The following is a 26,348-nucleotide window of genomic DNA, read 5'->3' on the forward strand; positions in this document are numbered from 1 at the left end:
GAAGGGGGCATATTACGGTCATCTTTCTTCATACGAAAAAGTAGACCCTTATTTTTGTAATAAGGGTCTAAAAGATTATAGTCCAAATATACTAAAAATCATTTTGCGGCGCTTCGGTTTCTTTTCTCTTTCATATGTTGGTTTTGAATCAGGAGTAATGTATATTGGTTCTTCTTTTTTTAGGGCAGATTCTAGTTTTTGAATTCGCTCTAACATTTCCTCCATTTCGCGGCGATGTTGTAAAAGTTGGTATGTAACGACATCATTTGCTTTATCTTGCATTTGTTCTTCCATTCGATCTAGTCTTCTTGTAATTGTGGTTAATTGAGCTGTTAATTGTTCAAAATCATTCGATGATGTGTTTTGAACAATTGTGTTTACTTGAGTTTTTAATTTTTCTACATCATTTGATGATGTATTTTGAGTAGTTTGAGACTGGTCCATTTGAGAACGATGGTATTCTAACATTTGATCTAAATCACCTTGTGTGAAAATAAAATGACCATATTTATTTTTTTTTATCGTAAGATTTAATTGTTGTGCAATCCGGACAACAGCCTTTGGGCTAACACCTAATTTCTTTGCGATAAATGGTGTTTTATATTCCAAAATAATCCCTCCTATATATATCCTGTTGAATGATTTCTAGTTATGTAGCAAGTTCCCTTCAGGTGTGACAAAAGAAGTGTGGAATCGGCAAAGAAAGTGTTTTTTCACGAAGTTTAGCTGTTTAGTACATATGATTTATATAAATCATTTTCAATTATCGGAAAATTGGGCTTATTATAGTTTGACGATAATAAGCTAATTAGATTATCATAATTATAAATATCTTTTTTATGTATGCATATAATATATAAAAAGGTGGTTACTAATGTAGAATTTTATTAGAGTATAAGAATGCTTACTTCACTTGAATAAATTTAAGTAGGAGGTGGCTTCCTTGCTTACACTGTAAGTAAGGAAAAGTATTTGGACATATATAGTATAAGTATAGTGATTGTTTTAATTGCCTTAACGGCATTTTTCGTGGCAGCAGAATTTGCAATTGTTAAAGTGAGAAGTTCACGAATTGACTATTTAATTGCAGAAGGAAATAATCGTGCACTATCTGTCAAAACAGTCATTACAAACTTAGACGAATATTTATCAGCTTGTCAATTAGGAATAACTGTTACAGCTCTTGGGATTGGGTGGTCTGGTAAACCTGCGCTAAAGCACATGTTTGATGTGTTGTTTACAAATTGGAACGTCCCTACTCAACTCGCAGACATTTTCGCTATAATTTTAGTGTTTTTGTTTATCACATTTTTCCATGTGGTAGTAGGAGAGTTAGCTCCAAAAACATTCGCGATTCAAAAAGCAGAACAAGTGAGTTTCCTTGTTGCTAAGCCACTCATTGTTTTTTATCGTATTGCATTCCCATTCATTTGGCTTTTAAATGGATCAGCTCGGTTAATTACGAAGTTTTTTGGGTTGAAACCACCAAAAGGGCATGATGAAGTGCATTCAGAAGAAGAATTGCGGTTGTTAGTTTCAGAAAGTTATAAAAATGGTGAGATTAATCAATCTGAATATAAGTATGTAAATAAAATATTTGAATTTGATGATCGTATTGCGAAAGAAATAATGGTACCACGAACAGAGATGAATATTTTAAATAAAGAAATGCCTGCTGAAGAGGCTTTACAAAAAATGTCTCATGAAAAATATACAAGGTATCCGGTTGTTGATGGTGATAAGGACCATGTAATAGGTTTTGTGAATTTTAAAGATATATTTACAGATTTTGTGAAGCATCGAGTTGTTAGTGAAAAGACAGTGGAGCAATATATTAGGCCAATTATTTTAGTTATTGAATCTATCCCAATTCATGATCTATTTTTAAAGATGCAAAGAGAAAGAACACATATCGCTATATTAATTGATGAATATGGTGGTACATCAGGCCTTGTAACCGTTGAAGATATTTTAGAAGAAATTGTAGGGGATATTCAAGATGAGTTCGATACTGATGAACAACCGGAAATCCAACAAATTAGTGAGACGAAAACAATTTTAGAGGGAAAAGTACTTGTTAGTGAAGTGAACGCATTATTAGGTTTGACTATTGACGATGATGATGTTGATACGATCGGCGGCTGGATACTAACCAAAAATATTGAGATTGCCGAAGGAGATACCATTGACATTGAAAATTATAAGTTTTGTGTGAAGAAATTAGATGGGCACTATATTAAGAGATTGGAAGTAACGAAACCTTCAGAATCGATTGTTATTGTAGGAGATGAAAAAAAGATTTCGCTCCAAGAACAAATTAGTTCGTAAACTCTGCTTTGTAGCAGAGTTTTTTTTGAGCAAAATGTTTTTTGGTGTATTAGGGCTATGATACAATTACATAAGTCAGACCTTTCACCAGGTGAAATAAATGCAATGTATTATTGTATACATATATTTGGAAGGAGAACCACTATGAAAAAGCATTTATATATAAATGGGGTATGGAAATCAGTAGGGACGTATAAACCATTGTATGCACCATACTCTGAAGAAACATTAGCGGAGATTGCGCAAGGTACAGAAGATGACGTTAAGGAAGCAATAGTTTCGGCTAAAAATGCAATGAAAGAAATGAAAAAATTATCTGCATACGATCGCGCAACTATTTTAGAAAAGGTTGCACAAAAAATGGATGAGAGAAGAGAAGAGTTTGCAGAGATCATTGCAAAAGAAGCTGCAAAACCGATTCGTGCTGCAAGGGGAGAGGTAGATCGCACTGTTCAAACATATAAGTTTGCAGCTGAAGAAGCGAAGCGTATATATGGTGAGACATTACCACTCGACGCAGCACCAGGTGCAGATGGACGTATTGCATATACAATCCGAAAACCAATAGGGGTTATCGGTGCTATTACACCATTTAATTTCCCGCTAAATTTAGTAGCACATAAAGTAGGTCCTGCAATTGCTGCTGGAAATACAATTGTGTTAAAGCCAGCTGATCAAACACCATTATCGTCTTACGCATTAGTGGAATTATTTGAAGAAGCAGGATTACCAAAAGGCGCTTTCAACATCATATCTGGACCAGGATCAATTGTAGGAGAAGCAATAGTAAAGAGCGATGATGTCGCTTCTATTACTTTTACAGGAAGCCCAAAAGTTGGAATTGGTATTAAGGAAAAAGCTGGATTAAAGCGAGTGACGCTAGAATTAGGGTCAAACGCTGCAGTTATTATTGATGAAGACGTGGAGTTAACAGATGAGATTATTGAACGTGTAAAATGGGGAGCTTTTGTTAACAATGGACAAGTTTGTATTTCGGTACAACGGGTGTTTGTACATGAAAAGAAAATGGAAGAATTTCTTACGAAGTTAAAAAAAGCGATGGAAACAGTAGTTGTAGGTAATCCGCTTCATGAGGAAACAGATGTATCTGCATTAATTTCGAAAAAAGATGTAGAACGCATCGATATATGGGTGCAAGAAGCTATAAAAGAAGGAGCAAATGTTTTGTACGGTGGTAAAAAATATGATGCGAGGATTTTTGAACCAACTGTATTAACAAATGTTCCAGAGTATGTATCTGTTCAGTGCCAAGAAGTATTCGGTCCACTTATGACTGTAAATACATTTAAAGAATTTGATGAGGCTTTAGAACAAGTAAATAATTCACGTTATGGATTACAAGCAGGTGTATTTACAAACAATTTATGTAAAGCAATGCGTGCAATTGATGAATTAGAAGTCGGTGGTGTCATGATTAATGATATTCCAACGTTCAGGGTAGATCATATGCCTTATGGCGGTGTGAAAGAGAGTGGCACAGGCCGTGAAGGGATTAAATATGCAATAGAAGAAATGACAGAAATGAAATTAATATGTATTAAAAAATAAAAGGTACACTTCTTTAATCAAGTGTACCTTTTATTTTACTTCATTTCTTGTTTGAAAATATGATCTTCGACATAAATGTGTTCTTTATCTACAGCAGTGCTATGAGATAGTACTAAACCGATTGGTGTTTCTGTTCCTTTATTTTGAACAATTGTAAAAGGAACATTTTTTTCATTTGCTAATTTAATGTATTTTGATAAATGTGGGTAAGCAATGCTACCATTTAGGAATAGCTGTAATGATTGAGAAGAACGTATGCTACCTGTTACTTCTGTATACACATTACTTTGCATTACTTGACCGATTGTTAAAGCGATTTCTACACGCTCACGTAATGTAGTTAAGTACATATTACGTTCTTCTGGTTTGTTTTGCTTTTGGCCATATATGCCTTCTTGGAGATAGTCTTCCACATTTTTATTTACCATATTTTTCACACCTTTCACTTCTTATTGTACGCAAGAATTAAAAAGGATGCAAAAAAAGTAGTTTTGAACAGGAAAATAATTAAAAAAATGAGAAGGAAAAAGGGATATATGAATACAACTTATTAAATTAAGAACGGAAAAATAAATTTTATCAACAGAAATTAACAAAATGTGACAATAATCTATTAACGAAATGTATTTTTTGTGTTAATATTCAAAATATAAAGGGTGTTCGTCGTATGGAAATGGAGGGAATGGAGGTTTTTCCAATCGATAAGGATATTAAAGAAGTATTTTGTTCGCACTTGAAAAACAACAGGCACCAATTCGTAGAGAACTGGAAAAACAAAATGATAATTTCCGAAAAAGATCCATTTAAACAAGAGGTAGTTCAAAATGGAGAAAATTTATTAGAGTTAATTATCGAACTTATTATGGAAGATAAAGACATTGATTATCTTCAGCCATTATGTGAGAAAATTGCCATTGAGCGTGCAGGGGCAGATGTGAATATTGGAGATTTTGTCTACAATGCAAATGTGGGAAGAAATGAACTTTTTGAAGCAATGTGCGAATTGGATGTAAGCGCTCGTGAATTGAAACCGATTATGGCCAAAATACATACTTGTTTTGACAAATTAATTTATTATACCGTTTTAAAATACTCAGAAATTATATCGAGAAATTTAGAAGAAAAACAGCAATATATAAATGAAACACATAAAGAAAGGCTTACGATTTTAGGGCAAATGTCGGCTAGTTTTGTGCATGAATTTCGTAATCCGCTAACTTCGATTATGGGATTTGTAAAGCTATTGAAGACGGACCATCCTAATCTATCGTATTTAGATATTATTTCGCATGAATTAGATCAATTAAATTTTAGGATTTCGCAATTTTTACTTGTATCGAAAAAAGAAATGTGGAATGAATCTGAACGATTTTGGCTGAATGACTTGTTTCAAGATATTATACAGTTTTTGTATCCGAGTTTAGTGAATGCAAATGTTTCGATTGAAAAGAATTTGCTGTACCAAATTCCGCTCGTTGGTTATCGGAGTGAAGTGAGACAAGTAGTTTTAAATATTTTAATGAACTCGATTGATGCCTTGGAATCAAGGAAAGAAGAGCGGAAAATTATCATTGATGTATTTGAAGAGGATCAGGATGTTCGCATTGTTATTAAAAATAATGGGCCGATGATTCCAGCAGAAAATGTAGAAACCATTTTTGAGCCATTTGTAACTACTAAAAAGCTAGGTACTGGTATTGGATTGTTCGTATGTAAACAAATTGTAGAAAAACATAACGGATCCATATTGTGTCGTTCGAATCATGATTGGACAGAATTTCAAATTGCGTTCCAAAAATAAACAGTCTACACCATATGAATGGTGTAGACTGTTTTAATTTGTAAGTATAACGGCCTCTAACTTTGGATCCTTAGTTGAATAACCTACTATTGAAATTGTGTAAATTGTATTTGATTCAACGTTGAATTTCGGAATGGTTAATAGTACTTCTTTTGTATCAGCAAGTGAAACTTCAATATCTGCTGTACCAGGGCTAACTTGTAAAAAATCTGTTATTTGTTTAAAGAGTACATTTTCAAATAAATGATCCCCATCTTTTAAATTTACATTTACAACTGGAGTGTCTGGTGAAAAATGTGCAAACCGTATTTTTGCTTGACCAGATGGTAAATGAGTATTATCAATAATAGGTTGTAATTGGAGATGATTATCGCTATTGACCGCTGCAAGGGTATAAGTGTGATTCCCCATTATTGGTACTAATGCTGAGAATATTGGAGTTTCGTTTCCGACAGGGACAATATCAATACGGTATTTACCTTGCACTAATGATAAATAAGGACTGAATTGTTTAAAAGAAATATTTTTAATAACCTTTTGTCCGTTTATTATAATATCAACTGCTGGTGTATGGGGAGCTGTGTGAAAAATTCTCATATGTGACGGTAAAGTCGCTTCTTGTGAATCTCTCTTTTCATATGCTTGTACAAGTTTTGTAATTGCATCATGGTATTTCATATAGAGTTCTACATATCTTTTAGGATTGCTATATTGATAGTAACGAGCGAGCTGTTCGTAACGTGCAGCTTCTTGTCCGTATTTTTCAATTTCGGATTGAGTCATGAATATTCCTCCTTTATCATCATTACAAATATATGCGAAGCTAGAAAGAGGTTATGCAAAAAACTTGCCTTTCTAGAAGGAAAAGTTAAAATAGGGATTTTTTTATTTATAGGCAAACACACATACAAATCGATAATTGTCCTACATAAATTATAAAGGAAAGGTAGTTTGACTTTGATGGAAGGAGTGGAATCCTTGGGATGTGATATCCCAATAGTTATTGGGAATGAAGTTATGGAGGATTTGGTGCTGTAGGCTGTGGGACGAATTATGGATTTGTATTATGAGTATTTCTATTAATTTTAGTGATGCGTTGGATAAGGTAATACCGATAAAAGAGCGTCGTGCCGAACTGATTAATATGGTTAATCGGTTCTTTTTTTATTGTTCTAAACAGATGATACTATTTTTCAAGTAATAGTTACGATAAATGTGGCGAAGTAAAATGTCGAATTTTGTTTGAAAATATGCAATATAAAGTAGGATAATAGGAAGGATAATAACGGGAGTTCCGTCGAAGTTTACACAATGTCAGCAATTGAGGGAAGCTGATATTATGTTAAAAAAATATTCGATTTGTTGTTATCTTAAATCAGGGAGGGGTATTTAAGCGTAAGGATAAGGGTTGGTCTTCGTTTTAGATTCTGAATTTTCTGTTTTATAATTAATATTTAGCACTCATTTGTATATTTTATAATAGTTTTTTGATAAATTCACTGCTTGTGCAGAGGGTTCTTTTTTATGAAAGAAACGTCAATTTTCTTCATATATATATACAAATTGGAGAAATGGGGGAGCGCTATGCGCGATTACTTAATTAAACCACTTGTTGGTCAGCCGTATCCAATGATTTCACATGGAAAAGGTGTGTATTTGTATGATCAAAACGGAAATAAATATTTTGATGGTTCGTCAGGAGCAATTACGGCAGGTATTGGGCATGGCGTAAAGGAGATTGCAGATGTTATTAAAAAGCAAGCAGAGGAGATTGCTTTCGTTTATAGATCACAGTTTACGAGTGAACCAGCTGAAAAATTAGCGAAGAAGTTAAGTGATTTAAGTGTAGGAGATTTGAACTGGAGCTTTTTTGTGAATAGCGGTACGGAGGCAAATGAAACAGCTATGAAAATTGCAATTCAGCATTTTCAGGAGCGTGGCATTCAAGGGAAACACAAAATTTTGTCGCGATGGATGAGCTATCATGGTATTACGATGGGAGCTTTATCTATGTCTGGGCATCCGCTACGTAGACAACGTTTCGTATCAATTTTGGAAGATTATCCGACTATTCCAGCTCCATATTGTTTCAGATGTCCGATGCAAAAGGTATATCCAACTTGTCAGCTTGCTTGTGCGACTGAACTCGAAAGATCAATTGATCGAATTGGTGCAGAGCATATTGCGGCTTTTATTGCTGAACCGATTATTGGAGCAGCTGGAGGCGCGGTTGTCCCGCCGAAAGAATATTATAAAGTCATTAAAGATATTTGTAGTCATTATGATATTTTATTTATTGCGGATGAAGTAATGACTGGGCTTGGCCGTACTGGTGCATGGTTTGCGATGGAACATTGGGGTGTAGAACCAGATATTATGACGCTTGGTAAGGGATTAGGTGCGGGATATACACCGATGGCAGCGACGATTGTTAGTGACCGAGTTATGGAGCCAATTTTACGTGGGTCACGTTCTGTTATGAGTGGGCATACGCTAAGTGCAAATCCATTGTCTGCAGCAACGGCTTTAGCTGTTATTGAATATATGGAAAAACATAATCTACCTGAAAAAACAGCAGAAAAGGGAGAGTATTTAATAAAAGGTTTACAGAAAGTTCAGCAGCAATCCACAATCATTGCCGATGTGCGTGGAAAAGGATTGCTAATTGGAATAGAATTGCAACCGTTTACAAAAGCGTCGGAACTTATTTCAGTTGCAGCTAAAAATGGACTGCTCTTATACCAAGCTGTTTCAGGGCAAGCAGGGAAAGAGGATAGTGCACTGCTTGTTGCACCACCAATGACAACTACATATTCCGAGTTAGATGAATTACTTTCAATTTTTGTAAAGAGCGTGGAAGAGATGATGCAAAAAGGGGGGCATAGTATCGTATGACAACTATTACAAATACATTCGGTAAATTAAAAGAAATAGAGGAAGTAATTTCTTTGTTCCATGATGATATGACATTAATGTTTGGGGGATTTGGAGGGATAGGATCCCCTCCATCTTTAATTCAAGCTGTTTTAGATAAAGGCATTACAAATTTAAATTTAATAGGAAATGATACTGGATTTCCTGATGTAGGAATTGGTCGTCTTGTTACGAATGAAAGGGTTAAATCTTTAGTTACTTCTCATATTGGGTCAAATCCAAATGCGGGAAGACAATTAAATGAAGGAAGATTGCAAATTGAATTTTCTCCGCAAGGAACACTAGCAGAGCGTATTCGCGCTGGTGGTGTAGGGCTTGGTGGTATTTTAGTTGACGTTGGTGTGGATACGATTGTAGAAGAAGGAAAACGCACAGTTGAAATGAATGGGAAGACATATTTAGTTGAAACAGCTTTAACGGCTGAAGTCGCAATTGTATATGCGAAAAAAGCGGATCCGTTTGGCAATCTTGTATTTGATAAAAGTGCTCGTAATATGAATCCGCACGTAGCTATGGCTGGGGACATAACAATTGTAGAAGCAGAAGAAATTGTTCCACTTGGAAGTTTAGATCCAGAAGAAATTGTCGTCCCAGGTGTATTTGTAAATTATATCGTGCCATCGGAAGGAGTGAATTGGAAATGGGTATGGGCGTAGAAGTGAGAGATAAGATTGCAAGACGTGCAGCGAAAGAAATTCAAAATGGTATGCTTGTAAATTTAGGTATTGGGATTCCATCGCTTGTACCGAATCATTTGCCAGAAGATATGAGTGTTATGTTTCACGCGGAAAACGGTATTGTTGGTATGGGACCAACGCCAAGTAAAGGGAATGAAGATGAGAATTTATGTAACGCAGCTGGGTTACCAACATCTCTTATTACAGGAGCAAGTTATTTCGATAGCTGCACTGCGTTTGGTATGATTCGAAAAGGATTACTTGATGTTACGATACTTGGTTCGTTACAAGTAAGTGAAAATGGTGATTTAGCGAACTGGATTGTACCAGGAAAACGCGTTCCAGGTATTGGAGGAGCGATGGATTTAGCGCAAAAAGCGAAGCGGGTCGTTGTTGTGATGAATCATGTTGATAAATACGGAAATGCAAAAATTGTTTCGGAATGTACATTACCATTAACTTCGAAAAAATGTGTAGATTTAATTATTACAGACATGGCTGTCATGGAAGTGACTCCAAGAGGACTTGTCTTACAAGAATTAATGAGTCCGTACACTGTAGAAGATGTAAAACGACATACGACAGCTGATTTTCACATAAGCTCAAATTTACTAGTAATTGAATGAGGGGAGTTGTAATATATGGAGCAATTAAAAAAACAAGTTTGTGATTATATTGAGAGTCATGAAGAAGAGAGCGTAAAATTTTTAACACGATTAATTCAAGAAAAGAGCGTATCTGGTGATGAAAGTGGTGCACAGGCAATTGTTATTGAAAAGTTGCGTGAGTTAGGTCTAGACCTTGATATTTGGGAGCCTGCTTTTAATGAAATGAAAGATCACCCTTATTTCGTGTCACCTCGTACAAGTTTTACAGATAGCCCAAACATTGTAGCGACTTTAAAAGGAAGTGGCGAAGGGAAATCTATGATTTTAAACGGGCATATTGATGTTGTGCCAGAAGGGGATGTAAATCAGTGGGACCATCATCCGTATAGTGGAGAGAAAATAGGAAACCGCATATACGGACGTGGAACAACAGATATGAAAGGCGGCAATGTCTCACTTATGCTTGCGATGGAAGCGATTATTGAATCTGGTATTGAACTAAAAGGTGATATACATTTTCAAAGTGTAATAGAAGAAGAGAGTGGTGGGGCAGGAACATTAGCCGCTATTTTACGAGGATATAAGGCAGATGGCGTTATTATTCCTGAGCCGACGAATATGAAGTTTTTTCCGAAACAACAAGGGTCAATGTGGTTTCGTCTACATATAAAAGGAAAAGCAGCACACGGTGGTACACGTTATGAAGGAGTAAGTGCAATTGAAAAAAGTATGTTTGTTATAGATCATTTGAGAAAATTAGAAGAGAAGAGAAATGGTCGAATTACAGATCCGTTATTTAAGGGTATTCCGATTCCAATTCCAATTAATGTTGGGAAAATTGAAGGGGGAAGCTGGCCAAGTTCTGTTCCCGATTCATTAATTTTAGAAGGAAGATGTGGTATTGCGCCGAATGAGACTATAGAGGCAGCAAAAGAAGAGTTTGAAGGCTGGATTGGTGAATTAAAAGAAGTGGATAGTTGGTTTGTAACAAATCCTGTAGAAGTAGAATGGTTTGGAGCGAGATGGGTTCCTGGTGAACTAGAAGAAAATCATCCACTTATTACAACGCTTGGGCATAATTTTGTTGAAATTGAAGGGAACGAACCGATTATAGAAGCTTCGCCATGGGGGACAGATGGAGGTTTGTTCACACAAATCGCTAACGTACCCACGATAGTATTTGGTCCAGGAGAGACGAAAGTAGCACATTATCCAAACGAATATATAGAAATTGATAAAATGATTGCTGCCGCAAAAATAATTGCATGTACATTACTAGATTGGTGTGAGGTGAAGAAATGAAATACTATGAATCTTTTAGTGAACAGACAAAGCATTACACAGTAGAAGGGGTATTAGATTATTTTAATAAACGTGTTAGAGTTGATCACTATACAGGAAATGTTGAACGTATTATACAAACAATTGATGAATTAGCAGAGAAACATTCTTTCACTAAATGTATTATTAAAGGAAAGGGAGAGCATGTTTCAACATGGCTCTCTTTCGGTTTCTTACTGGAAGCAACGATACCTCATTATTTTCAAGGACACGATGCGCATTTCTTCGTGAAATATCATAATGATGAAAGACGAAATAGTATTCATTGGACTGAGGAAGATACCATTTTAAGTGGTGTAAAAGCAAAAGAAGTGAAAGAAAAAATAGTCCCAGAAGAATTTGTGTTAAGAAAAGCGACAGAAGAGGATGCGGAAGAATTAGCAATTGTCTTTGGAAAAGTATTTGAAGTTTATCCGACACCTTTAAATGAAGCGAGTTATGTAAAGGAAACGATGAAGGAAGACGATACAATTTACTATGTTTATGAATTCGAAGGGAAAATTATTAGTACAGCATCTGCTGAAATGAACGTGAAAGAAGGTAATGCAGAATTAACGAATTGTGCTACATTACCTGAATATCGAAAACATGGTTTCATGAAAAGTCTGTTAATTAAGTTGGAAGAAGAGCTCCAAGAAAAATCTATTTTTTGTTCTTATACAATTGCTCGCTCGCTATCTTTCGGTATGAATGCAGCCTTTCATCAATTAGGCTATACATATACGGGAAGGCTCGCGAATAATTGCTACATTTTTGATAAGTTGGAAGATATGAATATATGGGTGAAAGATTTATCCAGCTATTCGAAAGCAGTAAGACTCCCGCCTCAAAATTCGGCTGTAAAGCAAAGAAGTTAGGTGGGAGTCGGGCTGCTCGTAAAAGCCCAATTGGTGAAGGTTAATAATCAATGGGGATGAACAAAGCCCCAACTGATTAAAGTTTCACTTTATCTAACCATAAATAAGCAATAGAAATATATGGAGATTTTGTAAAAGTAAGAAAACGAAATCTTCATGCTTATAATCGCACAGAGGGGTGCCGGAAATTCGGCGTCTAATTTGCTGAATTTTCGGCAAAAGGAGGGATGACATTGCTAGCAGTTTCGACACAAGAAGTCATTGAAGCGATTTTGGGCAGTATTGATGAGGCAATACATGCAGTGGATGAAAATGGTATTACAATCTTTTATAATACAGTTGCTGCAAAACATGATGGATCGAAAATTGAGAATGTGTTAGGAAAACATTTATTGGAAGCATTCCCTTCATTATCTAGGGAAACGAGTACGCTAATGAAAGTGTTACATACGAAAAAACCGATTGTACATCAAGTTCAGCATTATCAAAATTTAAATGGGGAAGACGTTTGTACGGTAAATACGACGCTACCTATTTTTATAGATGGAAATATTGCCGGTGCTGTTGAAATTGCGAAAGATTATTCTACAATTCAAACGCTTACTGACACAATCGTAGATTTGCAATCGAAAATAAAACGGTCGACTAGCAAAAAAATGGTGAAAAAGCATGTTGCATTCGAGACAATTGTGACAAATGATTCCCGCTTTAAACAGACGAAAGAGTTAGCTCAAAAAGTAGCCCCAACTGATGCAAATGTTTTAATATATGGTGAAACAGGAACAGGGAAAGAGCTATTTGTGCAAGCAATTCATGAAGCTTCTAAACGGAAAAACAAGCCATTTATTGCACAAAACTGCGCAGCTTTGCCAGAGTCGTTATTAGAAAGTTTATTGTTTGGAACTACAAAAGGAAGCTATACAGGGGCAATTGAACGAGCAGGATTATTTGAACTTGTAGATGGAGGAACATTGTTTTTAGATGAACTTAATTCAATGCCACTCGATCTACAAGCGAAAATGCTACGTGTATTAGAAGATGGAGTTATTCGTCGCATTGGTGATAATAAGACGAGAAAAGTAGATGTTCGCGTTATTACTGCAATGAATCAGCCTCCAGAAGTATGTTTAAGAGAAAATAAAATTCGCACTGATTTATACTATCGATTAAATGTGTTTTCATTATATATCCCGCCGCTTCGCGAAAGAACTGAGGATGTACTGTTATTAGCGTCTTACTTTTTGAAAGAATATAATAAAAGTTATAAAAAAGGTGTACTTCAAATTGATAAGGAAGCGAAAGAAAGGTTACAAGCTTATCAATGGCCTGGAAATGTTCGTGAGTTAAAACATACGATTGAACATGCTGTCATTATTACGGAAGGGAATTCGTTAACAGCAAATTGCTTACCACGAACATTTCGGAAAGAGAAACTTCCAAAGAAGAAAAGTATATTACCGCTTAGGGAAGCTCTGCATCAAACGGAAAAGGAATTAATAGATCAAGCGTTAATTGAAACGGAAGGGAATATTTTGCAAGCAGCAAAAATGTTAGGTATTCCGCGTCAAACGCTTCAATATAAACTGAGCAAGTACGACAAAACCGCCGAATAATCGGCGGTTTTTGTGTGTTTGCACCAATGAAAGAGCGTTTACATATATAACAAGTAATAAATATGATAGTAAATATCGTTTTAGTACAGCACTTAAAAATATTTATTCTCTTATATAATAGGGTATTTCTCGCATTTACTTATTAAGAATATGAAGTTGGCATAATTATTGCTTATATAAAGGATGAGCGTATAAAAAGGGGGAATAGCAATGTTACATGATGTATACAAACCAAATCGTCACTGGAAGGATATTGAATTATGGAAAGATGTTACAGAAGAACAATGGAATGACTGGGTTTGGCAATTAACGAATACGATCAAAACTTTAGATGATTTAAAGAAAATAATTAACTTAACACCTGAAGAAGAAGAAGGTGTTAAAATTTCAACGAAAACGATCCCGTTAAACATTACACCGTACTATGCTTGGCTAATGAATCCTGATGACCCACGCTGTCCGATTCGGATGCAATCAGTACCGATTTCGGAAGAGTTATATAAAACAAAATATGATTTAGAAGATCCTCTTCATGAAGATGAAGATTCACCAGTTCCAGGATTAACGCATCGCTATCCAGACCGCGTATTATTTTTAGTAACGAATCAATGTTCTATGTATTGTCGTTACTGTACACGTCGTCGTTTTAGTGGACAAATTGGAATGGGCGTACCGAAAAAGCAATTAGATGATGCGATTGCTTATATTAGTGAAACACCACAAGTACGTGACGTTTTAATTTCTGGCGGTGATGGACTTCTAATTAATGATAAAATTTTAGAATATGTATTAAAGAATTTACGAGCAATCCCGCATGTCGAGATTATTCGTATCGGTACGAGAGCACCAGTTGTATTCCCGCAGCGTATTACAGAAAATCTTTGTAATATTATTAAAAAATACCATCCAGTATGGTTAAATACACACTTTAACACTTCTATTGAGATTACAGAAGAATCGAAATTAGCATGTGAAATGCTTGCAAATGCAGGTGTGCCAATTGGAAACCAAGCTGTAATTTTAGCTGGAATTAATGACAGCGTTCCAATTATGAAAAAGCTTATGCATGATTTAGTGAAAATTCGTGTTCGTCCATATTATATTTACCAATGTGATTTATCAGAAGGTATCGGTCATTTCCGTGCACCAGTTTCTAAAGGATTAGAAATTATTGAGGGCTTACGTGGACATACGTCTGGTTATGCAGTACCAACTTTCGTTGTCGATGCACCGGGCGGAGGCGGGAAAATTGCGCTTCAGCCAAACTATTTAATTTCACAAAGTGCGGATAAAGTTGTTCTTCGTAACTTTGAAGGGGTTATTACAACGTATCCAGAACCAGAGAGCTACATTCCAGGAAGAGCTGAAGGTTACTTTAAAGAAATTTATCCGAACTACGAAGAAAAACGTTCAGATGTTGGTATTGCAGGTCTTATGAGTGATAAGAAATTTAACCTTGTCCCAGACGATTTACAGCGTATGAACCGTCGTAAAGACTATGAAGATAATGAAACTCATGCATCTTTAAAAGATAAACGTGATAAGCGAGACCAATTAAAAGATAAAAAATATCAATCGCAAATGGCTAAATTAGAAGAAAATGACAAAAAAACTGAGGGTGATGCAGTATGAATTGTATGTGGTGTGACAGTACAGAAGCGAAAGAAAGCTTGAATACTGTATATTGGGAATTACCTGATGGTACGAAAGCCATTGAAATCCAAGAGACACCATGTATTACTTGTTCCTCATGTGGAATGGACTATCAATCAGACCATACTGTAAAAGAAATTGAAGATCAGTTGTTTTTAATTTATACGAAAGATTTGCCAAAACAATTAACATACGAAGAGTTGATGGGAAGACCACGTTTATTAAAAAGGAATTATTTCGACTTTTAACCAGCTTTTATGCTGGTTTTTTTCTTTTTCGCCTTGTATAATGTACCCAAGTTAGAAAGGTAGGGAATATTTTTGAAAAAGACATTTTACCATTATATGATGAAGCACCGTGCAGCTTTATTTAAAAATGAAATATCAGATTTAGCAGAGGCGATGTATGATGATTTAAGTTTTCCGAAGCAATCTGAAGACTATGATGTAATTAGTTCATATTTAGAGTTAAGTGGAATGCTAGAAAGTATGTCTATATTTGATGAAGCATGGGATTTATATATACAAGAGAGATAACGATATGAAGTTTTAGGAAAATGAAAACATAATGAATACATTACTTTGAAAGAAGTGAAGTATTCATTATGTTTTTTATTTACAATACGTCTTGCTGTTAGAACATAACTCAAAAAAGCTAGTTTAAATACTAGCTTTTTTGAGTTATATACAAATTCTACTTTATTTATTGAAAAAATTTATGAATATAAGCTTCTGTGATAAGCGTTTTTATGTAGGTTGCATATACTGTTATCAAAATCACGACGTTTAAAAAAGGAGAGATATAGATGGCAAGGAAAAAACAACCTAAATATAACGTAGGGGACATAGTCGTGATTACGCTATATGGAACCGTTGGAAAAATTACAAATATGAAGATTTTAGATGGAGTTTACGTATACGAAGTAAATAATCATGATGGATTTTATGTAGAACAAACTTTGCAGCATGTAACAGAGCAGGAAATGAAAAAGGGCGACACAGAGTGGATTGAATTAAATTATAACTTTACGTTTGGTGATCTTGTGCAAGTAACTGGATATGATAAAGATGTTTTTCGTATTGTTGGTTTTCGTACAGAAGTATGGAGATATAAAAATGATGCATGGGAAGATACAATATATGAATTGTCACGAATTACTGATGGTGAATGGTTAGAAGCTGATGAATCGGATTTAACATTACTTGCCAATGCCCAAACGGCAAATGCAATTTTGAAGAAAATGAAACAAGATAAAGCTGGTATGAATAAATTGGATTTAGGAAAATTGAAGTCGATTAACAATTCGAAAAAAGTAAGTGTAAAGACGAATCGCCAAGAAATTATTGATGGGTTATTAGATATTTATAATGATTATCATTTATTATTCGATACATTTAAAGATGAAGAATATAAAATTGTTATGGATGTTGTTCAAAATTATTTAGTTAAATTGACAGAGAAAAAATAGTTAACTAGAAAGAGAGAATAAATTGAACAACAACATATGCAGTATAAGGTATGCCTACAATTATTAAAAAAATAAAAAGCCATTTAATAAGAGAGTCTGCCCATTGATCTTCATGCATGAACTCTTCTTTTGTTTGCTCTACTTCGTATTGGTATTCCATTATTATTTCCCCCTTTGGATAGCTTGTACTAACATCGTATGCCCTTTGCCTACATGATATGACTTATACAAAAGAAAAAACTATTTTTCTAATCTCATATACATAATTTTGAGATTTTTTCATAAAACAGAAATAAAGGAGTGATGCTCATGAAGGAGATTGAAGTCGTAATTGACACGGAAGAGATTGCGGAGTTTTTTTATGAGCGACTAATTGAAAGAGGGTACGTTCCAAAAAGAGAAGAAATTGAGGACCTGGCAGATATTACATTTGAGTATTTATTAGAGAAATGCATGATTGATGAAGTTTTTGATGAAGAGGAAGATTGAAAGTAACGGCGGGCTTAACTCGTCGTTTTTTACTCTTTACAAACTTGTCACAAATATAGACAAGAATTGTTGGTATAATTAAAAGAAAATTTTATACAAGAGGTGAAGGGATGTTCAAAAAAATTATTGATTCCTTATTAGGAAGGAAAAAATATCGTTCGTATTCGAGTAGTGATTATCGCCGTAGAGGGCGCTCTTATTCAAGTAGCGATTATAAGCGACGTTCATCTGATTATGGGCATCATCATTATAAAAGAAAACGTAAAAGCCGTAGCTTCTTTTCAAGTAGCTGATGAAATGGCGTCGTGTACTAGCTATATTTGATAGACCACTGCGGAAAAATACAATCGTTGCAGAGCGTTATAAGATTGAATCAGTAATTGGAATGGGCAGTTATGGGGTTACATATGTTGTTAATGATTTGCAAATAAATAGATATAAAGTCTTAAAACAATTAAGACAAAGTAAACAAAGATACGAGTCTGGTAGAAGATCATTTGAACAGGAGAAGATGATTTTACGAACATTAAATCATCATGCAATTCCTAGTCTGTATGATGGTTTCATATGGGAGAAAAAGAGCTTTTTTGTGATGGAGTATATGCCTGGTAAAAATTTCGAAGATTATATTTTCTTAGATGGGCATATATATACAGAACGTAAAGTACTTGAAATTTTATATGAAATATTAGGAATTGTTTCGGTTTTTCATAGTAAAGGTATTATTCACCGAGATTTACGTATTCCGAACATATTATTGAAAGAAAATCAAATTAGTATTATTGATTTTGGTTTGGCTAAATTTAAAGGTGAGGGTGATGAGCGAGCTACAACTTATGAAGGCGAACAAGCTTTGATGCGAGAAGTTCACTTTCGAAGTGATTTTTATGCTCTTGGTCATTTCTCGTTATTTTTATTATATGCAGGATATGAATCTACTGAAAAACATGAAAAACCATGGTATGAAGAATTAACTTTGGAAAATTATAATTGTGAAATACTTATGCGAATGTTACAAATAAAAACACCGTACTATGAGAATGTACAAGATTTAAAAAAAGATGTAGCTTTTGCTTTAGAAAGGATGGAGACTCCATGTTTCAAAAGTTTTTAGCAAGCGTTGGTATTGGTAGTGCAAAAGTAGATACTGTTCTTGAAAAAGATGAGTATATAGTTGGAGAAGAGATAGTAGGGAAGGTTCATATAACTGGAGGTTCAGTTAGCCAACAAATTGAAAGCATTTACTTAACGTTGTCGACGTCATATGTAAGAGAAGTAGATGATAAAAAAGTAACGGCAACGTATGATTTAGAGCGAGTTCGTTTAACAGATCCATTTTCTGTAGAGCCAAATGAAAAAGTGGAAATTCCATTTTCGTTTTTAATGCCAATTGAAGCACCACTAACACTTGGAATGAAAACGGTTTGGGTTCATACAGGCCTTGATATTAAACGTAGTATTGATCCAAGTGACCGTGATTATATTCAAGTGTTGCCGAATGCACTATTGAACAGTGTATTAGATAGTGTAAATCAATTAGGTTTTAAAGTGCGTCATATAGAATGCGAAGAATTACCGTATCGATTACGCAAGCAAGTTCCATTCGCGCAAGAATTTGAGTTTATTCCAGTTTCCGGAGAGTATTATGGGAAATTAGATGAATTAGAATTATTAATTTTGCCAAGTGCCCACGACCGATTAGAAATTATTATGGAAGTAGATAGAAAATCACGTGGATTGGCTGGTTTATTCGCAGAAGCTCTTGATCTTGATGAGAAGGTTATTCGCTTTACAGTAACAAGCGAAGATATCCCGGCGATGCAGCAAAAAATTAATAATTATATTTTTTAATAAACTATGCATAAAAAAGAAATGGAGAGGAAAACTAAAACAACCGCTCCATTTTTTTGCATAGTGAGGTTATGTATGTGAAACGATATCGACATTTATACTTGTTAAGTTGTACACTACTCATTTGTTTTGTCGCACTATCACTTTCGTATCATACCGCTTGTATTGAAAAATTTGATAATGTAGTCGCACACTTTATTCAAAGTTTCCGAAACGAGTATTTGACAACCTATTTTACTTGGGTGTCCTTTATCGGTTCAAAAAGAATATATTTCCCGTTACTCATTATACTTGTAATGTATTTTCTTCTTAGAAAAAAAATATTAAGTGCATTACTTCTAACAATTAATTATTACGGATCACGTTATTTGAACAGTATGCTCAAACTATGGTATGAACGGGCACGACCTGATGTGACGCAGCTTGTTACAGCAACTGGATATAGCTTTCCGAGCGGTCATACGATGAATGCTACTGCTTTTTTAGGATTTATTGCATACGTCACAATTACAGAAGATCGTATTTCATTGCATAAAAAGTTGCTGATTATTTTTATAGCAAGCTTCGTTGTATTATCTATTTCAGTTAGCCGAATTTATCTTGGCGTGCACTATCCATCTGACATATTAGCCGGATGGGCAGCGGGCGGTAGCTGGCTCGTTTTATGTGTTATATTTCATAAAACGTTCATTAAAAAAGAACCTATGTCATAATAGGTTCTTTTTCCATTGGTTCAACATGAATGTGTGCATGGTAAATGCCAAACTTTTTCCGAAGCATAGCCTCGATGTTGTCAGTAATACAATGACTTTCACCAACATCCATACGAGCATCTACCTCGATTGTAATATCAACGTACGTTTGATTCCCGTACATACGAGCGCGAATATCTACGATGTTTTCCACGCCACCAATATGTTCAATAGCATCAGCGTACTCTTCCATCTTATCTGGATCGATTCCATCAGTTAACATATGAGAAGCTTCTACGAAGATCTCCCATGCAGTTTTACAAATAATAAGACCGACAATTAAAGCAGCAATAGGGTCTAAAATAGGCATTTTGAACTGTGATCCGACAATACCTATTACTGTACCAATACTTACGAGAGCATCTGATAAATTATCTTTTGCAGCGGCTTCTAACGACTTACTCTTTGTTTGAATCGCAATCTTTTTCGTATATTTATATACGAAATACATTACGATGGCAGAAAATAAAGCAACCCACGCAGCTAGTATATTAGGCGCTGCTTGTTTCGGAGTTAAAAACGATTGAATTGCACTAATCACAACTTCTAATCCGACCGTTGCCATAATAAAAGAAGCAACAAGTGATGCGATTTGTTCTGCACGCGAATGCCCATATGGATGATCTGGGTCACGAGGCTTACGAGAAATTTTTAGGCCAATTAATATTGCTAAAGAAGCACCAATATCCGTTAAGTTATTCAATCCATCAGCACGTAATGCGCTAGAGAGGGTAATATAACTGATGATGATTTTCAAAGAGGATAAAAATATGTAGGCCATAATGCTGACAATAGCACCTTTATCAGCTTCTTTATGAGAAAGAGAATCCATTTTAATCACTCACCTTCCTATAAGGAATTTCTTTCTATACATAGAGTATCAAACGAAACTCGTGTGGGTCTATACAAACATTGTTGACGTTTTATAGCTTTTTAAGAAGGGGATAACAAAGTTTCGTTAAGGAAAAAAATGTTGAAAAGTACAAAGCGGAAAGTTGTTAAACAATTAACGATGATTATGGCATAGGAGAAAGTGGCGAGAATAATGATTCGCATAATTCCTTTCATATATATTTTTCACAAAATGATCGTTTGTAATTCTTTGTGGGACTTATATATAAGGAATGATAAAAAAATTTCTTGGATAAGAAGAGGAAAAAAGCATTATTATGTTCAATGGCATAAAGAAACGAATACAAAGAACATTTTGAAAATAAATTAAAAAACCTCTGAAAAATTATCAGAGGTTTTTTCGTTTTTTAGTATGCTTCTAAAAACTCAGTAACTTGCTCTTCAGTTTTTGCATTCGCACTATGTAAGTGACCTAATTTTTCACCATTTTGATATACAAGTAGGCTTGGAATACCCATTACTTGATATTCTTCAGCAATACTTGGGAACTCATCTTTATTAATAGAATACCATTCAAACTTATTGAACTCTTCCATTACATCTCCGATAAAGTTGTCCATACGCACGCAATCTGGGCACCATGTAGTAAAGAATTTAACAACTACTGGCTCCTCGCCTGCGATGATGTCTTTGAATTCCTTGTCAGACTTGATTTCTCTCATGTTTTTGACTCCTCTCAATGTCACACGGATAAGCTAGTATTTTTATGCAAAATCCGTAATTGCAAACATTTTGCAAACATTAGTGTTTTTGAAATAGATTGTTTGCAAAATCTTCGACTGCTTTTTCTTGTAGGCCTGGTACAACATGTGAGTAGGTGTCCAATGTGATACCTACTCTTTTATGCCCTAATCGTTCACTGACAATCTTCGGATGAATACCTTGTTTCAACATTAATGTTGCATGGGTATGCCTTAGATCATGGAAACGAATATCAGGAACCCCACTTTTCTTTATAAGCTTTTTCCAGAGCTGTGTCAAACTTCTGAAATTGCATGGGTTACCATTATAGGTTGGGCAAACCAAATCATAATTATTATATCCATCGCCATAACGTTCTTTTTCTTCTATTATTTTTTGAAAATGTTTTTGAAGAGCCAGCAGAGTAATTTCAGGCAAAACAATTAATCTCTTTCCTGAAGATGTTTTAGGTTCATGAAACTCTTTGGTAATATGCGAGAGGGAACGATTAACAGATAAGGTCCGTCTGTCAAAATCAATATCCTTCCATTGGAGCCCTAAAATTTCACCTTTGCGCATGCCACAAGTGATAGCAAGTAAATAAGCAATGTAGTACCGGCTTTCTTTTGCGTTGTCCAAAAAGCAAAGTACATGTTCTTCTGACCAAGTGTTCACGGTTTTTTCTTCACCCTTAGGAGGGCTTACTACATCAGCGACGTTTCTTTTTATAATCTCATGACGTACAGCGTAGCTGAGAGCCGTTCTAACAATTTGGTGAATACTTCGAACTGTAATAGGCTTCATAGATTCAGATAAATCACCATAGAACTTTTCAAGATCTATACCTTTTAACTTTTGCATTGGAATGTTTCCGAGTTTTGGTATAATATGATTGTTAATATGTTTTCGATAGTTGTAGTACGTGGTTTCTCGAAGATTTATCTTCCTTGCTTCAAGATATTGAAGGAAAAACTCACGTACTCTCATTTTTGTGGGCTCAATATATGAGCCTTCTTCTATTTCTACGATTCTTCTAGCCATGTCGGCTTGTGCTTCTTTTTTTGTTTTATACCCAGAAAACCATTTCTGTCTTCGTTTCCCTGTCTCTGGATCAGGACCGATATCAATAATTATTGACCACTTTGTTCCTCTTTTGCGAATATGCCCTTTCATGTTAAACACTCCTTGATTTGTATTTTCCTTTGAATTTGTGTAAGACGCTGCTTACATAATTCAGGAGTAACTTGAAACACTTCAGACATATCAGCGACCATAGTATCCTTTGCAGGATTAATATATTTTAGCATATGGAAGGGGATAGCTGCATATTTGGTAAAACGAACCGCATCCCACTCTTGCAATTCGCGAAAAGCATTAGGCATAATCCCTTGTATACCAGTGTGGCGCAGGATATGGCATAATTCATGGAAAAATACTTCTTTTTGTTTTTCTTTAGATAAGCGTGAATCAATAACAATCATTTTTAAATAATTATTTGCTATGTAGTACGAGTCAATGTCATCTTTTAAAAGTATGATATTACAGAGCTGAGCGATTTTTTCAATACATAAGTCACTTGGCTTTAAAATTCCAAGCTGTTGATAAAATGTAGTTATCCAATCTTCTAGTAGGGTAGTGTGATACGACCAGTCCATGAATTTCACCTCATTGTTAAAAATAGGAACGTTTGTTCTTATTTTACTGTAAAAATAAAAGCCCGTGAAGTGGGCTTTTATTGATTAGTATAAAATTCATTAAAACTTCCATTTATATTTTTTATTTTCTACGTTTTTCCGCTAATTCTACAACCATATCAAAATGACGTTTAATCATTTCCACATCCTCTGGAGAGAGGTTTTTCCACTTTTCTATATCAAAGAATCCCATGTCGTTTATACCAAGTTGTTTGACATGCCTAGAAATTTCGTTAAGGGAATCATAGTGCTTTTCATTTGTTGAAGAAGTGGGTATCGCTTCTTCCTCACCAGTAATTATAAAATGTGTTGAACAACCTAAAATGTTTGATAAAACAACTATGTCATCAGGGTCAGGATATGTGTACTCTCTTTCCCAGTTGGAAATTACTTGAGGTGATACTTTCATGTGAATAGCTAATTCTTTTTGAGTCTTATTTATTCGTTTTCTTCCCTCGCGAATTCTTTCTCCAATTCCATTTTTCAAGATAGTTCACCTCTCTATGCTTTGTATATGAATAACTGTATAAGTTAGTTAGTAACACACCAATACATTAATTTTAACTAAAATTAACGGATTTCGATACATAACTAACGGAATTTGAGAAAATAATAAAAAAGAAATTGACTATAACGGAAATCGTTAGTATATTAAATGTAACGGATAACGTTATTTAAGGTGGTGTTTAAGATATTAGTTATAGAAAATGTAGAAAAGATTCGAAAGGCAAGAAGGGTTACTAAGACTTTTATAGCAAATAAAACTGGTTTATCTCTTCAAGGATATAGACATATTGTAAACAAAGATGTTCGTTTAGATGTAGAAAGATTAAAGAAAATATCGGGCGCTTTAAATGTACCAATATCTATTTTTTTTGACGATGAACTAACGGAATCCGTTATAGAAGAAATGGAAAGTGAGTTTGTAAAGTAACACTGATTTACGAAAGGAGAGCTAATATTATGAATCAAATCCAAGAATTGTATCGTGTTATACATCTTCAAATGAAACTAATGGATATTACCTACGCATTAGATAACGATCCAAATTATAAGAAAGAAGACGCGGTTCAAGAGTTACTGGAACTAATACAAAATTTAGATTGTGAAAAAACACATATTCAAAGGAATGAGGGGAGCAAATGAGTATTGAGGAGCAAATACAACAAGCAGTGACAAAAGCAATCCAACCTTTAATAGAAATTCTTCAAAGCCAACAGTCACAAGTTGTTAACCAAAAGCCTTTACTTACTTTAGAGGAAGCGATGGAGATTTTAGGAGTTGGTAAGAACAGAATGTATGAAATTGTTAAAACTGATGGCTTTCCGGCATTTAGGGAAGGGAAGCGGTGGATGATCATTACTCATAAATTTTATGAGTGGATAGAAAAGCAAGCAGAAAAAATCGTATAGGAGGTATTTAATGAATCCAGCATTAATTGAAAGTCCATTAAGTCTTGCGATGGTTGCAGTGTTTTTCGTGGTATTCGGCGGAGGTTTGGCATTGATAGATTTCATCGTTCAAACAATTGACAAGATCGAACAGCTGGAGCAAGAAAATGAACAATTACGAAAGGGGAAAAGGGTATGAGTAATACAGCACCAGTTCTGCCAAAGGACATGAAAAAGAAAGAAGTACTTATTAAGTTCTTACAATATTGCGAAACAATGCAAATTGAAGCAGTAAAGCAACGTGATCCAATTGCACTTTGTACATGGATTAAGGAAGCACGGTTAGCTAGAAGGGAACTTGCAACACTGTATCGAGCGAAAGAAAAGCACGATACGGAACACGAAAGGGACCGTAAGAACATTCTTAAAATCATTCAGCGGTTAAGGAGTCAGGGAATGGAAGCATCAGTTATTGAACGTACCCATTATATAACCCTTTGTGAGGAGGTGAGTTGAATGTTAGAAAATCCAATTGTAATAGGAAATCACCACGATTCATGCAAAAAAAACTTCGAACATTTTTGTAGCGATTGTGAAGGTGAATTGTACTTTGGAATGACGTATTACGAATTCGAAGGAAGTTTAATTTGTGAAGATTGTGCCGAAAAGTTTTTAGAGCGGCACGCAACGAGGTTTGTTGCAGGGGAATAAAAAAGAACCCACGGCAATGGGTTCCTTTTGAAAAATAAGTCAGAGCTAGTATATCACAGGAAGCGAGTGAATAGAACATGCAAGCAAAAGTATTGGTTAATACACTCAACATGGACCACGCTCAGTGGCTACAAGCACGTACACAAGGTATTGGTGGTTCAGATGTTTCTGCTATCGCAGGTTTAAATAAATGGAAATCAGCAGTTCAAGTATTTTTTGAAAAAACACAAGCGATTGAAAAAGAAGCTATACAAAGTGAAGCGGCATATTTCGGTAACGTTTTGGAAGAGGTAGTTGCGAATGAGTTTGCAAAACGTATGGATTTAAAGGTGCAACGTAGAAACGCAATTTTACAGCATTCTGAATACCCGTGGATGCTTGCAAATGTAGACCGATTGATTGTCGGTGAAAAGATTGGCCTTGAATGTAAAGTAGCGTCGGAATATTTAAAAAAAGAGTGGGAGGATGAAGAAGTTCCAGCGGCTTATCTTCTCCAGTGTCAACATTATATGGCTGTAACAGGATATGAAGCATGGTGGATTGCAGTACTGATTGGCGGTAATAAGTTTGTTCATAAAAAAATCGAACGTGATGAGGAATTGATTCAGTACCTTATCGATATTGAAAAAGACTTTTGGCTCAACAATGTTGAGAAGAATGAGCCACCGATGTTTGATGGTTCGGATGCATCAACAGAACTACTTAAACATTTATATCCAGAATCCATTGCGGATAGCTTTGTAAGTTTAGGAAAACAAGAAGAGCTTTTGATTGAAGCTCGTGATCAAGTGGATAGAGAGATTAAAGTACTCCAAGAGCAAAAGGCAGAGTACGAAAACAAAATCAAAGCAAAGCTCGGTACAAGTGAAGCTGGTGGAACTGAGAACTACACAGTTTATTGGAAGGCATACACTACAAATCGTTTTGATAGCAAGCGATTTAAAGCGGAACACCCTGATTTATATGAGCAGTATGCTAAAGAATCTAAATCAAGAAAATTCACGGTTAAATAAGGGAG

General features: G+C 35.0%; 34 protein-coding genes. 25 read left to right on the forward strand and 9 right to left on the reverse strand.

Annotated features, from left to right (window positions below):
* Window positions 1–75 precede the first annotated feature (75 nt).
* A complete protein-coding gene (gene racA, locus QUF93_RS13085) occupies window positions 76–609 on the reverse strand; it encodes a chromosome-anchoring protein RacA (RefSeq protein ID WP_289359053.1) in 534 nt (177 codons plus the stop codon).
* Window positions 610–972: 363 nt separating this feature from the next.
* On the opposite strand from racA, the gene QUF93_RS13090 reads away from it, so the two are divergent.
* Both QUF93_RS13090 and QUF93_RS13095 read left to right on the forward strand, forming a co-directional pair.
* Window positions 973–2,328, forward strand: a complete 1,356-nt coding sequence (locus QUF93_RS13090) for a hemolysin family protein (protein ID WP_289359054.1) — start codon at window positions 973–975, stop codon at window positions 2,326–2,328.
* Window positions 2,329–2,472: 144 nt separating this feature from the next.
* A complete protein-coding gene (locus QUF93_RS13095; protein WP_289359055.1) occupies window positions 2,473–3,897 on the forward strand; it encodes an aldehyde dehydrogenase family protein in 1,425 nt (474 codons plus the stop codon).
* Between the two features lie 35 nt (window positions 3,898–3,932).
* On the opposite strand, the gene QUF93_RS13100 is transcribed toward QUF93_RS13095, so the two are convergent.
* Window positions 3,933–4,325 carry a YueI family protein gene (locus QUF93_RS13100; RefSeq protein ID WP_088058600.1) on the reverse strand — a complete coding sequence of 131 codons (393 nt, stop codon included), beginning with the start codon at window positions 4,323–4,325 and terminating at the stop codon, window positions 3,933–3,935.
* 239 nt (window positions 4,326–4,564) lie between these two features.
* Here QUF93_RS13100 and QUF93_RS13105 point away from each other — a divergent pair, with 239 nt between their 5' ends.
* Window positions 4,565–5,698, forward strand: coding sequence for a BA2291 family sporulation histidine kinase (locus QUF93_RS13105; RefSeq protein WP_087946733.1), 1,134 nt, complete (start codon window positions 4,565–4,567; stop codon window positions 5,696–5,698).
* Window positions 5,699–5,731: 33 nt separating this feature from the next.
* On the opposite strand, the gene QUF93_RS13110 is transcribed toward QUF93_RS13105, so the two are convergent.
* Entirely contained in the window at window positions 5,732–6,481 is a 750-nt protein-coding gene (locus QUF93_RS13110; protein ID WP_088058601.1) for a DUF4397 domain-containing protein, read from the reverse strand.
* 801 nt (window positions 6,482–7,282) lie between these two features.
* On the opposite strand from QUF93_RS13110, the gene QUF93_RS13115 reads away from it, so the two are divergent.
* From QUF93_RS13115 to yodN, 10 genes are all read left to right on the forward strand, one after another.
* The gene (locus tag QUF93_RS13115; RefSeq protein WP_289359056.1) at window positions 7,283–8,593 is read left to right on the forward strand and encodes an aspartate aminotransferase family protein; all 1,311 of its coding nucleotides are present in this window, start codon (window positions 7,283–7,285) and stop codon (window positions 8,591–8,593) included.
* The gene (atoD, locus tag QUF93_RS13120; protein ID WP_002085805.1) at window positions 8,590–9,288 is read left to right on the forward strand and encodes an acetate CoA-transferase subunit alpha; all 699 of its coding nucleotides are present in this window, start codon (window positions 8,590–8,592) and stop codon (window positions 9,286–9,288) included. The genes QUF93_RS13115 and atoD overlap by 4 nt, the downstream gene beginning before the upstream one ends.
* Entirely contained in the window at window positions 9,273–9,935 is a 663-nt protein-coding gene (locus tag QUF93_RS13125; RefSeq protein ID WP_002119078.1) for a CoA transferase subunit B, read from the forward strand. Before atoD ends, QUF93_RS13125 begins: the two co-directional genes overlap by 16 nt.
* A 15-nt stretch (window positions 9,936–9,950) precedes the next feature.
* Window positions 9,951–11,219 (forward strand): peptidase, encoded by a 1,269-nt coding sequence (locus tag QUF93_RS13130; RefSeq protein ID WP_088058603.1) that lies wholly within the window; start codon window positions 9,951–9,953, stop codon window positions 11,217–11,219.
* Entirely contained in the window at window positions 11,216–12,115 is a 900-nt protein-coding gene (gene ablB, locus QUF93_RS13135; RefSeq protein ID WP_289359057.1) for a putative beta-lysine N-acetyltransferase, read from the forward strand. The genes QUF93_RS13130 and ablB overlap by 4 nt, the downstream gene beginning before the upstream one ends.
* Window positions 12,116–12,342: 227 nt before the next feature.
* Window positions 12,343–13,728, forward strand: a complete 1,386-nt coding sequence (gene rocR, locus QUF93_RS13140) for an arginine utilization transcriptional regulator RocR (RefSeq protein WP_087952667.1) — start codon at window positions 12,343–12,345, stop codon at window positions 13,726–13,728.
* 210 nt (window positions 13,729–13,938) lie between these two features.
* Complete coding sequence (gene kamA / locus QUF93_RS13145; protein ID WP_289359058.1) at window positions 13,939–15,360, forward strand: lysine 2,3-aminomutase; 1,422 nt, start codon at window positions 13,939–13,941, stop codon at window positions 15,358–15,360.
* Window positions 15,357–15,629 carry a YokU family protein gene (locus QUF93_RS13150; RefSeq protein WP_002119088.1) on the forward strand — a complete coding sequence of 91 codons (273 nt, stop codon included), beginning with the start codon at window positions 15,357–15,359 and terminating at the stop codon, window positions 15,627–15,629. The genes kamA and QUF93_RS13150 overlap by 4 nt, the downstream gene beginning before the upstream one ends.
* 72 nt (window positions 15,630–15,701) lie before the next feature.
* Window positions 15,702–15,917 carry a YozE family protein gene (locus QUF93_RS13155; protein WP_002119089.1) on the forward strand — a complete coding sequence of 72 codons (216 nt, stop codon included), beginning with the start codon at window positions 15,702–15,704 and terminating at the stop codon, window positions 15,915–15,917.
* A gap of 269 nt (window positions 15,918–16,186) precedes the next feature.
* Window positions 16,187–16,849, forward strand: a complete 663-nt coding sequence (yodN, locus tag QUF93_RS13160) for a germination protein YodN (protein ID WP_002119090.1) — start codon at window positions 16,187–16,189, stop codon at window positions 16,847–16,849.
* A gap of 4 nt (window positions 16,850–16,853) precedes the next feature.
* Here yodN and QUF93_RS13165 read toward each other — a convergent pair whose 3' ends face one another.
* On the reverse strand, window positions 16,854–17,009 hold the full coding sequence (locus QUF93_RS13165; protein ID WP_002018281.1) for a DUF3930 family protein: 156 nt from the start codon (window positions 17,007–17,009) through the stop codon (window positions 16,854–16,856).
* Between the two features lie 149 nt (window positions 17,010–17,158).
* Between QUF93_RS13165 and QUF93_RS13170 the strand changes: the two genes are divergently transcribed.
* The 5 genes from QUF93_RS13170 (at window position 17,159) to QUF93_RS13190 (ending at window position 19,902) form a co-directional block, all read left to right on the forward strand.
* A complete protein-coding gene (locus tag QUF93_RS13170; protein ID WP_002012644.1) occupies window positions 17,159–17,338 on the forward strand; it encodes a YozD family protein in 180 nt (59 codons plus the stop codon).
* Between the two features lie 110 nt (window positions 17,339–17,448).
* On the forward strand, window positions 17,449–17,631 hold the full coding sequence (locus QUF93_RS13175) for a hypothetical protein (protein WP_289359059.1): 183 nt from the start codon (window positions 17,449–17,451) through the stop codon (window positions 17,629–17,631).
* On the forward strand, window positions 17,631–18,452 hold the full coding sequence (locus QUF93_RS13180) for a serine/threonine protein kinase (protein ID WP_289359060.1): 822 nt from the start codon (window positions 17,631–17,633) through the stop codon (window positions 18,450–18,452). The genes QUF93_RS13175 and QUF93_RS13180 overlap by 1 nt, the downstream gene beginning before the upstream one ends.
* Window positions 18,434–19,189, forward strand: coding sequence for a sporulation protein (locus tag QUF93_RS13185; RefSeq protein WP_289375342.1), 756 nt, complete (start codon window positions 18,434–18,436; stop codon window positions 19,187–19,189). Before QUF93_RS13180 ends, QUF93_RS13185 begins: the two co-directional genes overlap by 19 nt.
* Before the next feature lie 77 nt (window positions 19,190–19,266).
* Complete coding sequence (locus tag QUF93_RS13190; protein ID WP_289375344.1) at window positions 19,267–19,902, forward strand: phosphatase PAP2 family protein; 636 nt, start codon at window positions 19,267–19,269, stop codon at window positions 19,900–19,902.
* Here the strand turns inward: QUF93_RS13190 and QUF93_RS13195 are convergent.
* The 5 genes from QUF93_RS13195 to QUF93_RS13215 form a co-directional block, all read right to left on the reverse strand.
* Window positions 19,892–20,773, reverse strand: a complete 882-nt coding sequence (locus QUF93_RS13195) for a cation diffusion facilitator family transporter (RefSeq protein WP_289375346.1) — start codon at window positions 20,771–20,773, stop codon at window positions 19,892–19,894. The genes QUF93_RS13190 and QUF93_RS13195 overlap by 11 nt on opposite strands.
* A 427-nt stretch (window positions 20,774–21,200) precedes the next feature.
* Window positions 21,201–21,515 carry a thioredoxin family protein gene (locus QUF93_RS13200; RefSeq protein WP_289359065.1) on the reverse strand — a complete coding sequence of 105 codons (315 nt, stop codon included), beginning with the start codon at window positions 21,513–21,515 and terminating at the stop codon, window positions 21,201–21,203.
* Window positions 21,516–21,594: 79 nt separating this feature from the next.
* Window positions 21,595–22,707 (reverse strand): site-specific integrase, encoded by a 1,113-nt coding sequence (locus QUF93_RS13205; protein ID WP_289359066.1) that lies wholly within the window; start codon window positions 22,705–22,707, stop codon window positions 21,595–21,597.
* Entirely contained in the window at window positions 22,704–23,189 is a 486-nt protein-coding gene (locus QUF93_RS13210) for an ImmA/IrrE family metallo-endopeptidase (protein WP_289359067.1), read from the reverse strand. Before QUF93_RS13210 ends, QUF93_RS13205 begins: the two co-directional genes overlap by 4 nt.
* 121 nt (window positions 23,190–23,310) lie before the next feature.
* Window positions 23,311–23,715, reverse strand: a complete 405-nt coding sequence (locus tag QUF93_RS13215) for a helix-turn-helix domain-containing protein (RefSeq protein ID WP_242214914.1) — start codon at window positions 23,713–23,715, stop codon at window positions 23,311–23,313.
* Window positions 23,716–23,910: 195 nt separating this feature from the next.
* On the opposite strand from QUF93_RS13215, the gene QUF93_RS13220 reads away from it, so the two are divergent.
* The 7 genes from QUF93_RS13220 (at window position 23,911) to QUF93_RS13250 (ending at window position 26,343) form a co-directional block, all read left to right on the forward strand.
* The gene (locus tag QUF93_RS13220; RefSeq protein ID WP_289359068.1) at window positions 23,911–24,162 is read left to right on the forward strand and encodes a helix-turn-helix domain-containing protein; all 252 of its coding nucleotides are present in this window, start codon (window positions 23,911–23,913) and stop codon (window positions 24,160–24,162) included.
* Window positions 24,163–24,191: 29 nt separating this feature from the next.
* The gene (locus QUF93_RS13225; RefSeq protein ID WP_289359069.1) at window positions 24,192–24,374 is read left to right on the forward strand and encodes a hypothetical protein; all 183 of its coding nucleotides are present in this window, start codon (window positions 24,192–24,194) and stop codon (window positions 24,372–24,374) included.
* Window positions 24,371–24,640 carry a helix-turn-helix domain-containing protein gene (locus tag QUF93_RS13230; protein ID WP_289359070.1) on the forward strand — a complete coding sequence of 90 codons (270 nt, stop codon included), beginning with the start codon at window positions 24,371–24,373 and terminating at the stop codon, window positions 24,638–24,640. The genes QUF93_RS13225 and QUF93_RS13230 overlap by 4 nt, the downstream gene beginning before the upstream one ends.
* 10 nt (window positions 24,641–24,650) lie before the next feature.
* Entirely contained in the window at window positions 24,651–24,818 is a 168-nt protein-coding gene (locus tag QUF93_RS13235) for a hypothetical protein (RefSeq protein ID WP_289359071.1), read from the forward strand.
* The gene (locus tag QUF93_RS13240) at window positions 24,815–25,135 is read left to right on the forward strand and encodes a hypothetical protein (RefSeq protein ID WP_289359072.1); all 321 of its coding nucleotides are present in this window, start codon (window positions 24,815–24,817) and stop codon (window positions 25,133–25,135) included. Before QUF93_RS13235 ends, QUF93_RS13240 begins: the two co-directional genes overlap by 4 nt.
* Window positions 25,136–25,330 carry a hypothetical protein gene (locus tag QUF93_RS13245; RefSeq protein ID WP_289359073.1) on the forward strand — a complete coding sequence of 65 codons (195 nt, stop codon included), beginning with the start codon at window positions 25,136–25,138 and terminating at the stop codon, window positions 25,328–25,330.
* A 77-nt stretch (window positions 25,331–25,407) separates the two neighbouring features.
* Complete coding sequence (locus QUF93_RS13250) at window positions 25,408–26,343, forward strand: YqaJ viral recombinase family nuclease (protein WP_289359074.1); 936 nt, start codon at window positions 25,408–25,410, stop codon at window positions 26,341–26,343.
* The last annotated feature ends 5 nt before the right edge of the window (window positions 26,344–26,348 follow it).

Source organism: Bacillus hominis (genome assembly GCF_030348325.1).
Classification (GTDB): domain Bacteria; phylum Bacillota; class Bacilli; order Bacillales; family Bacillaceae_G; genus Bacillus_A; species Bacillus_A hominis.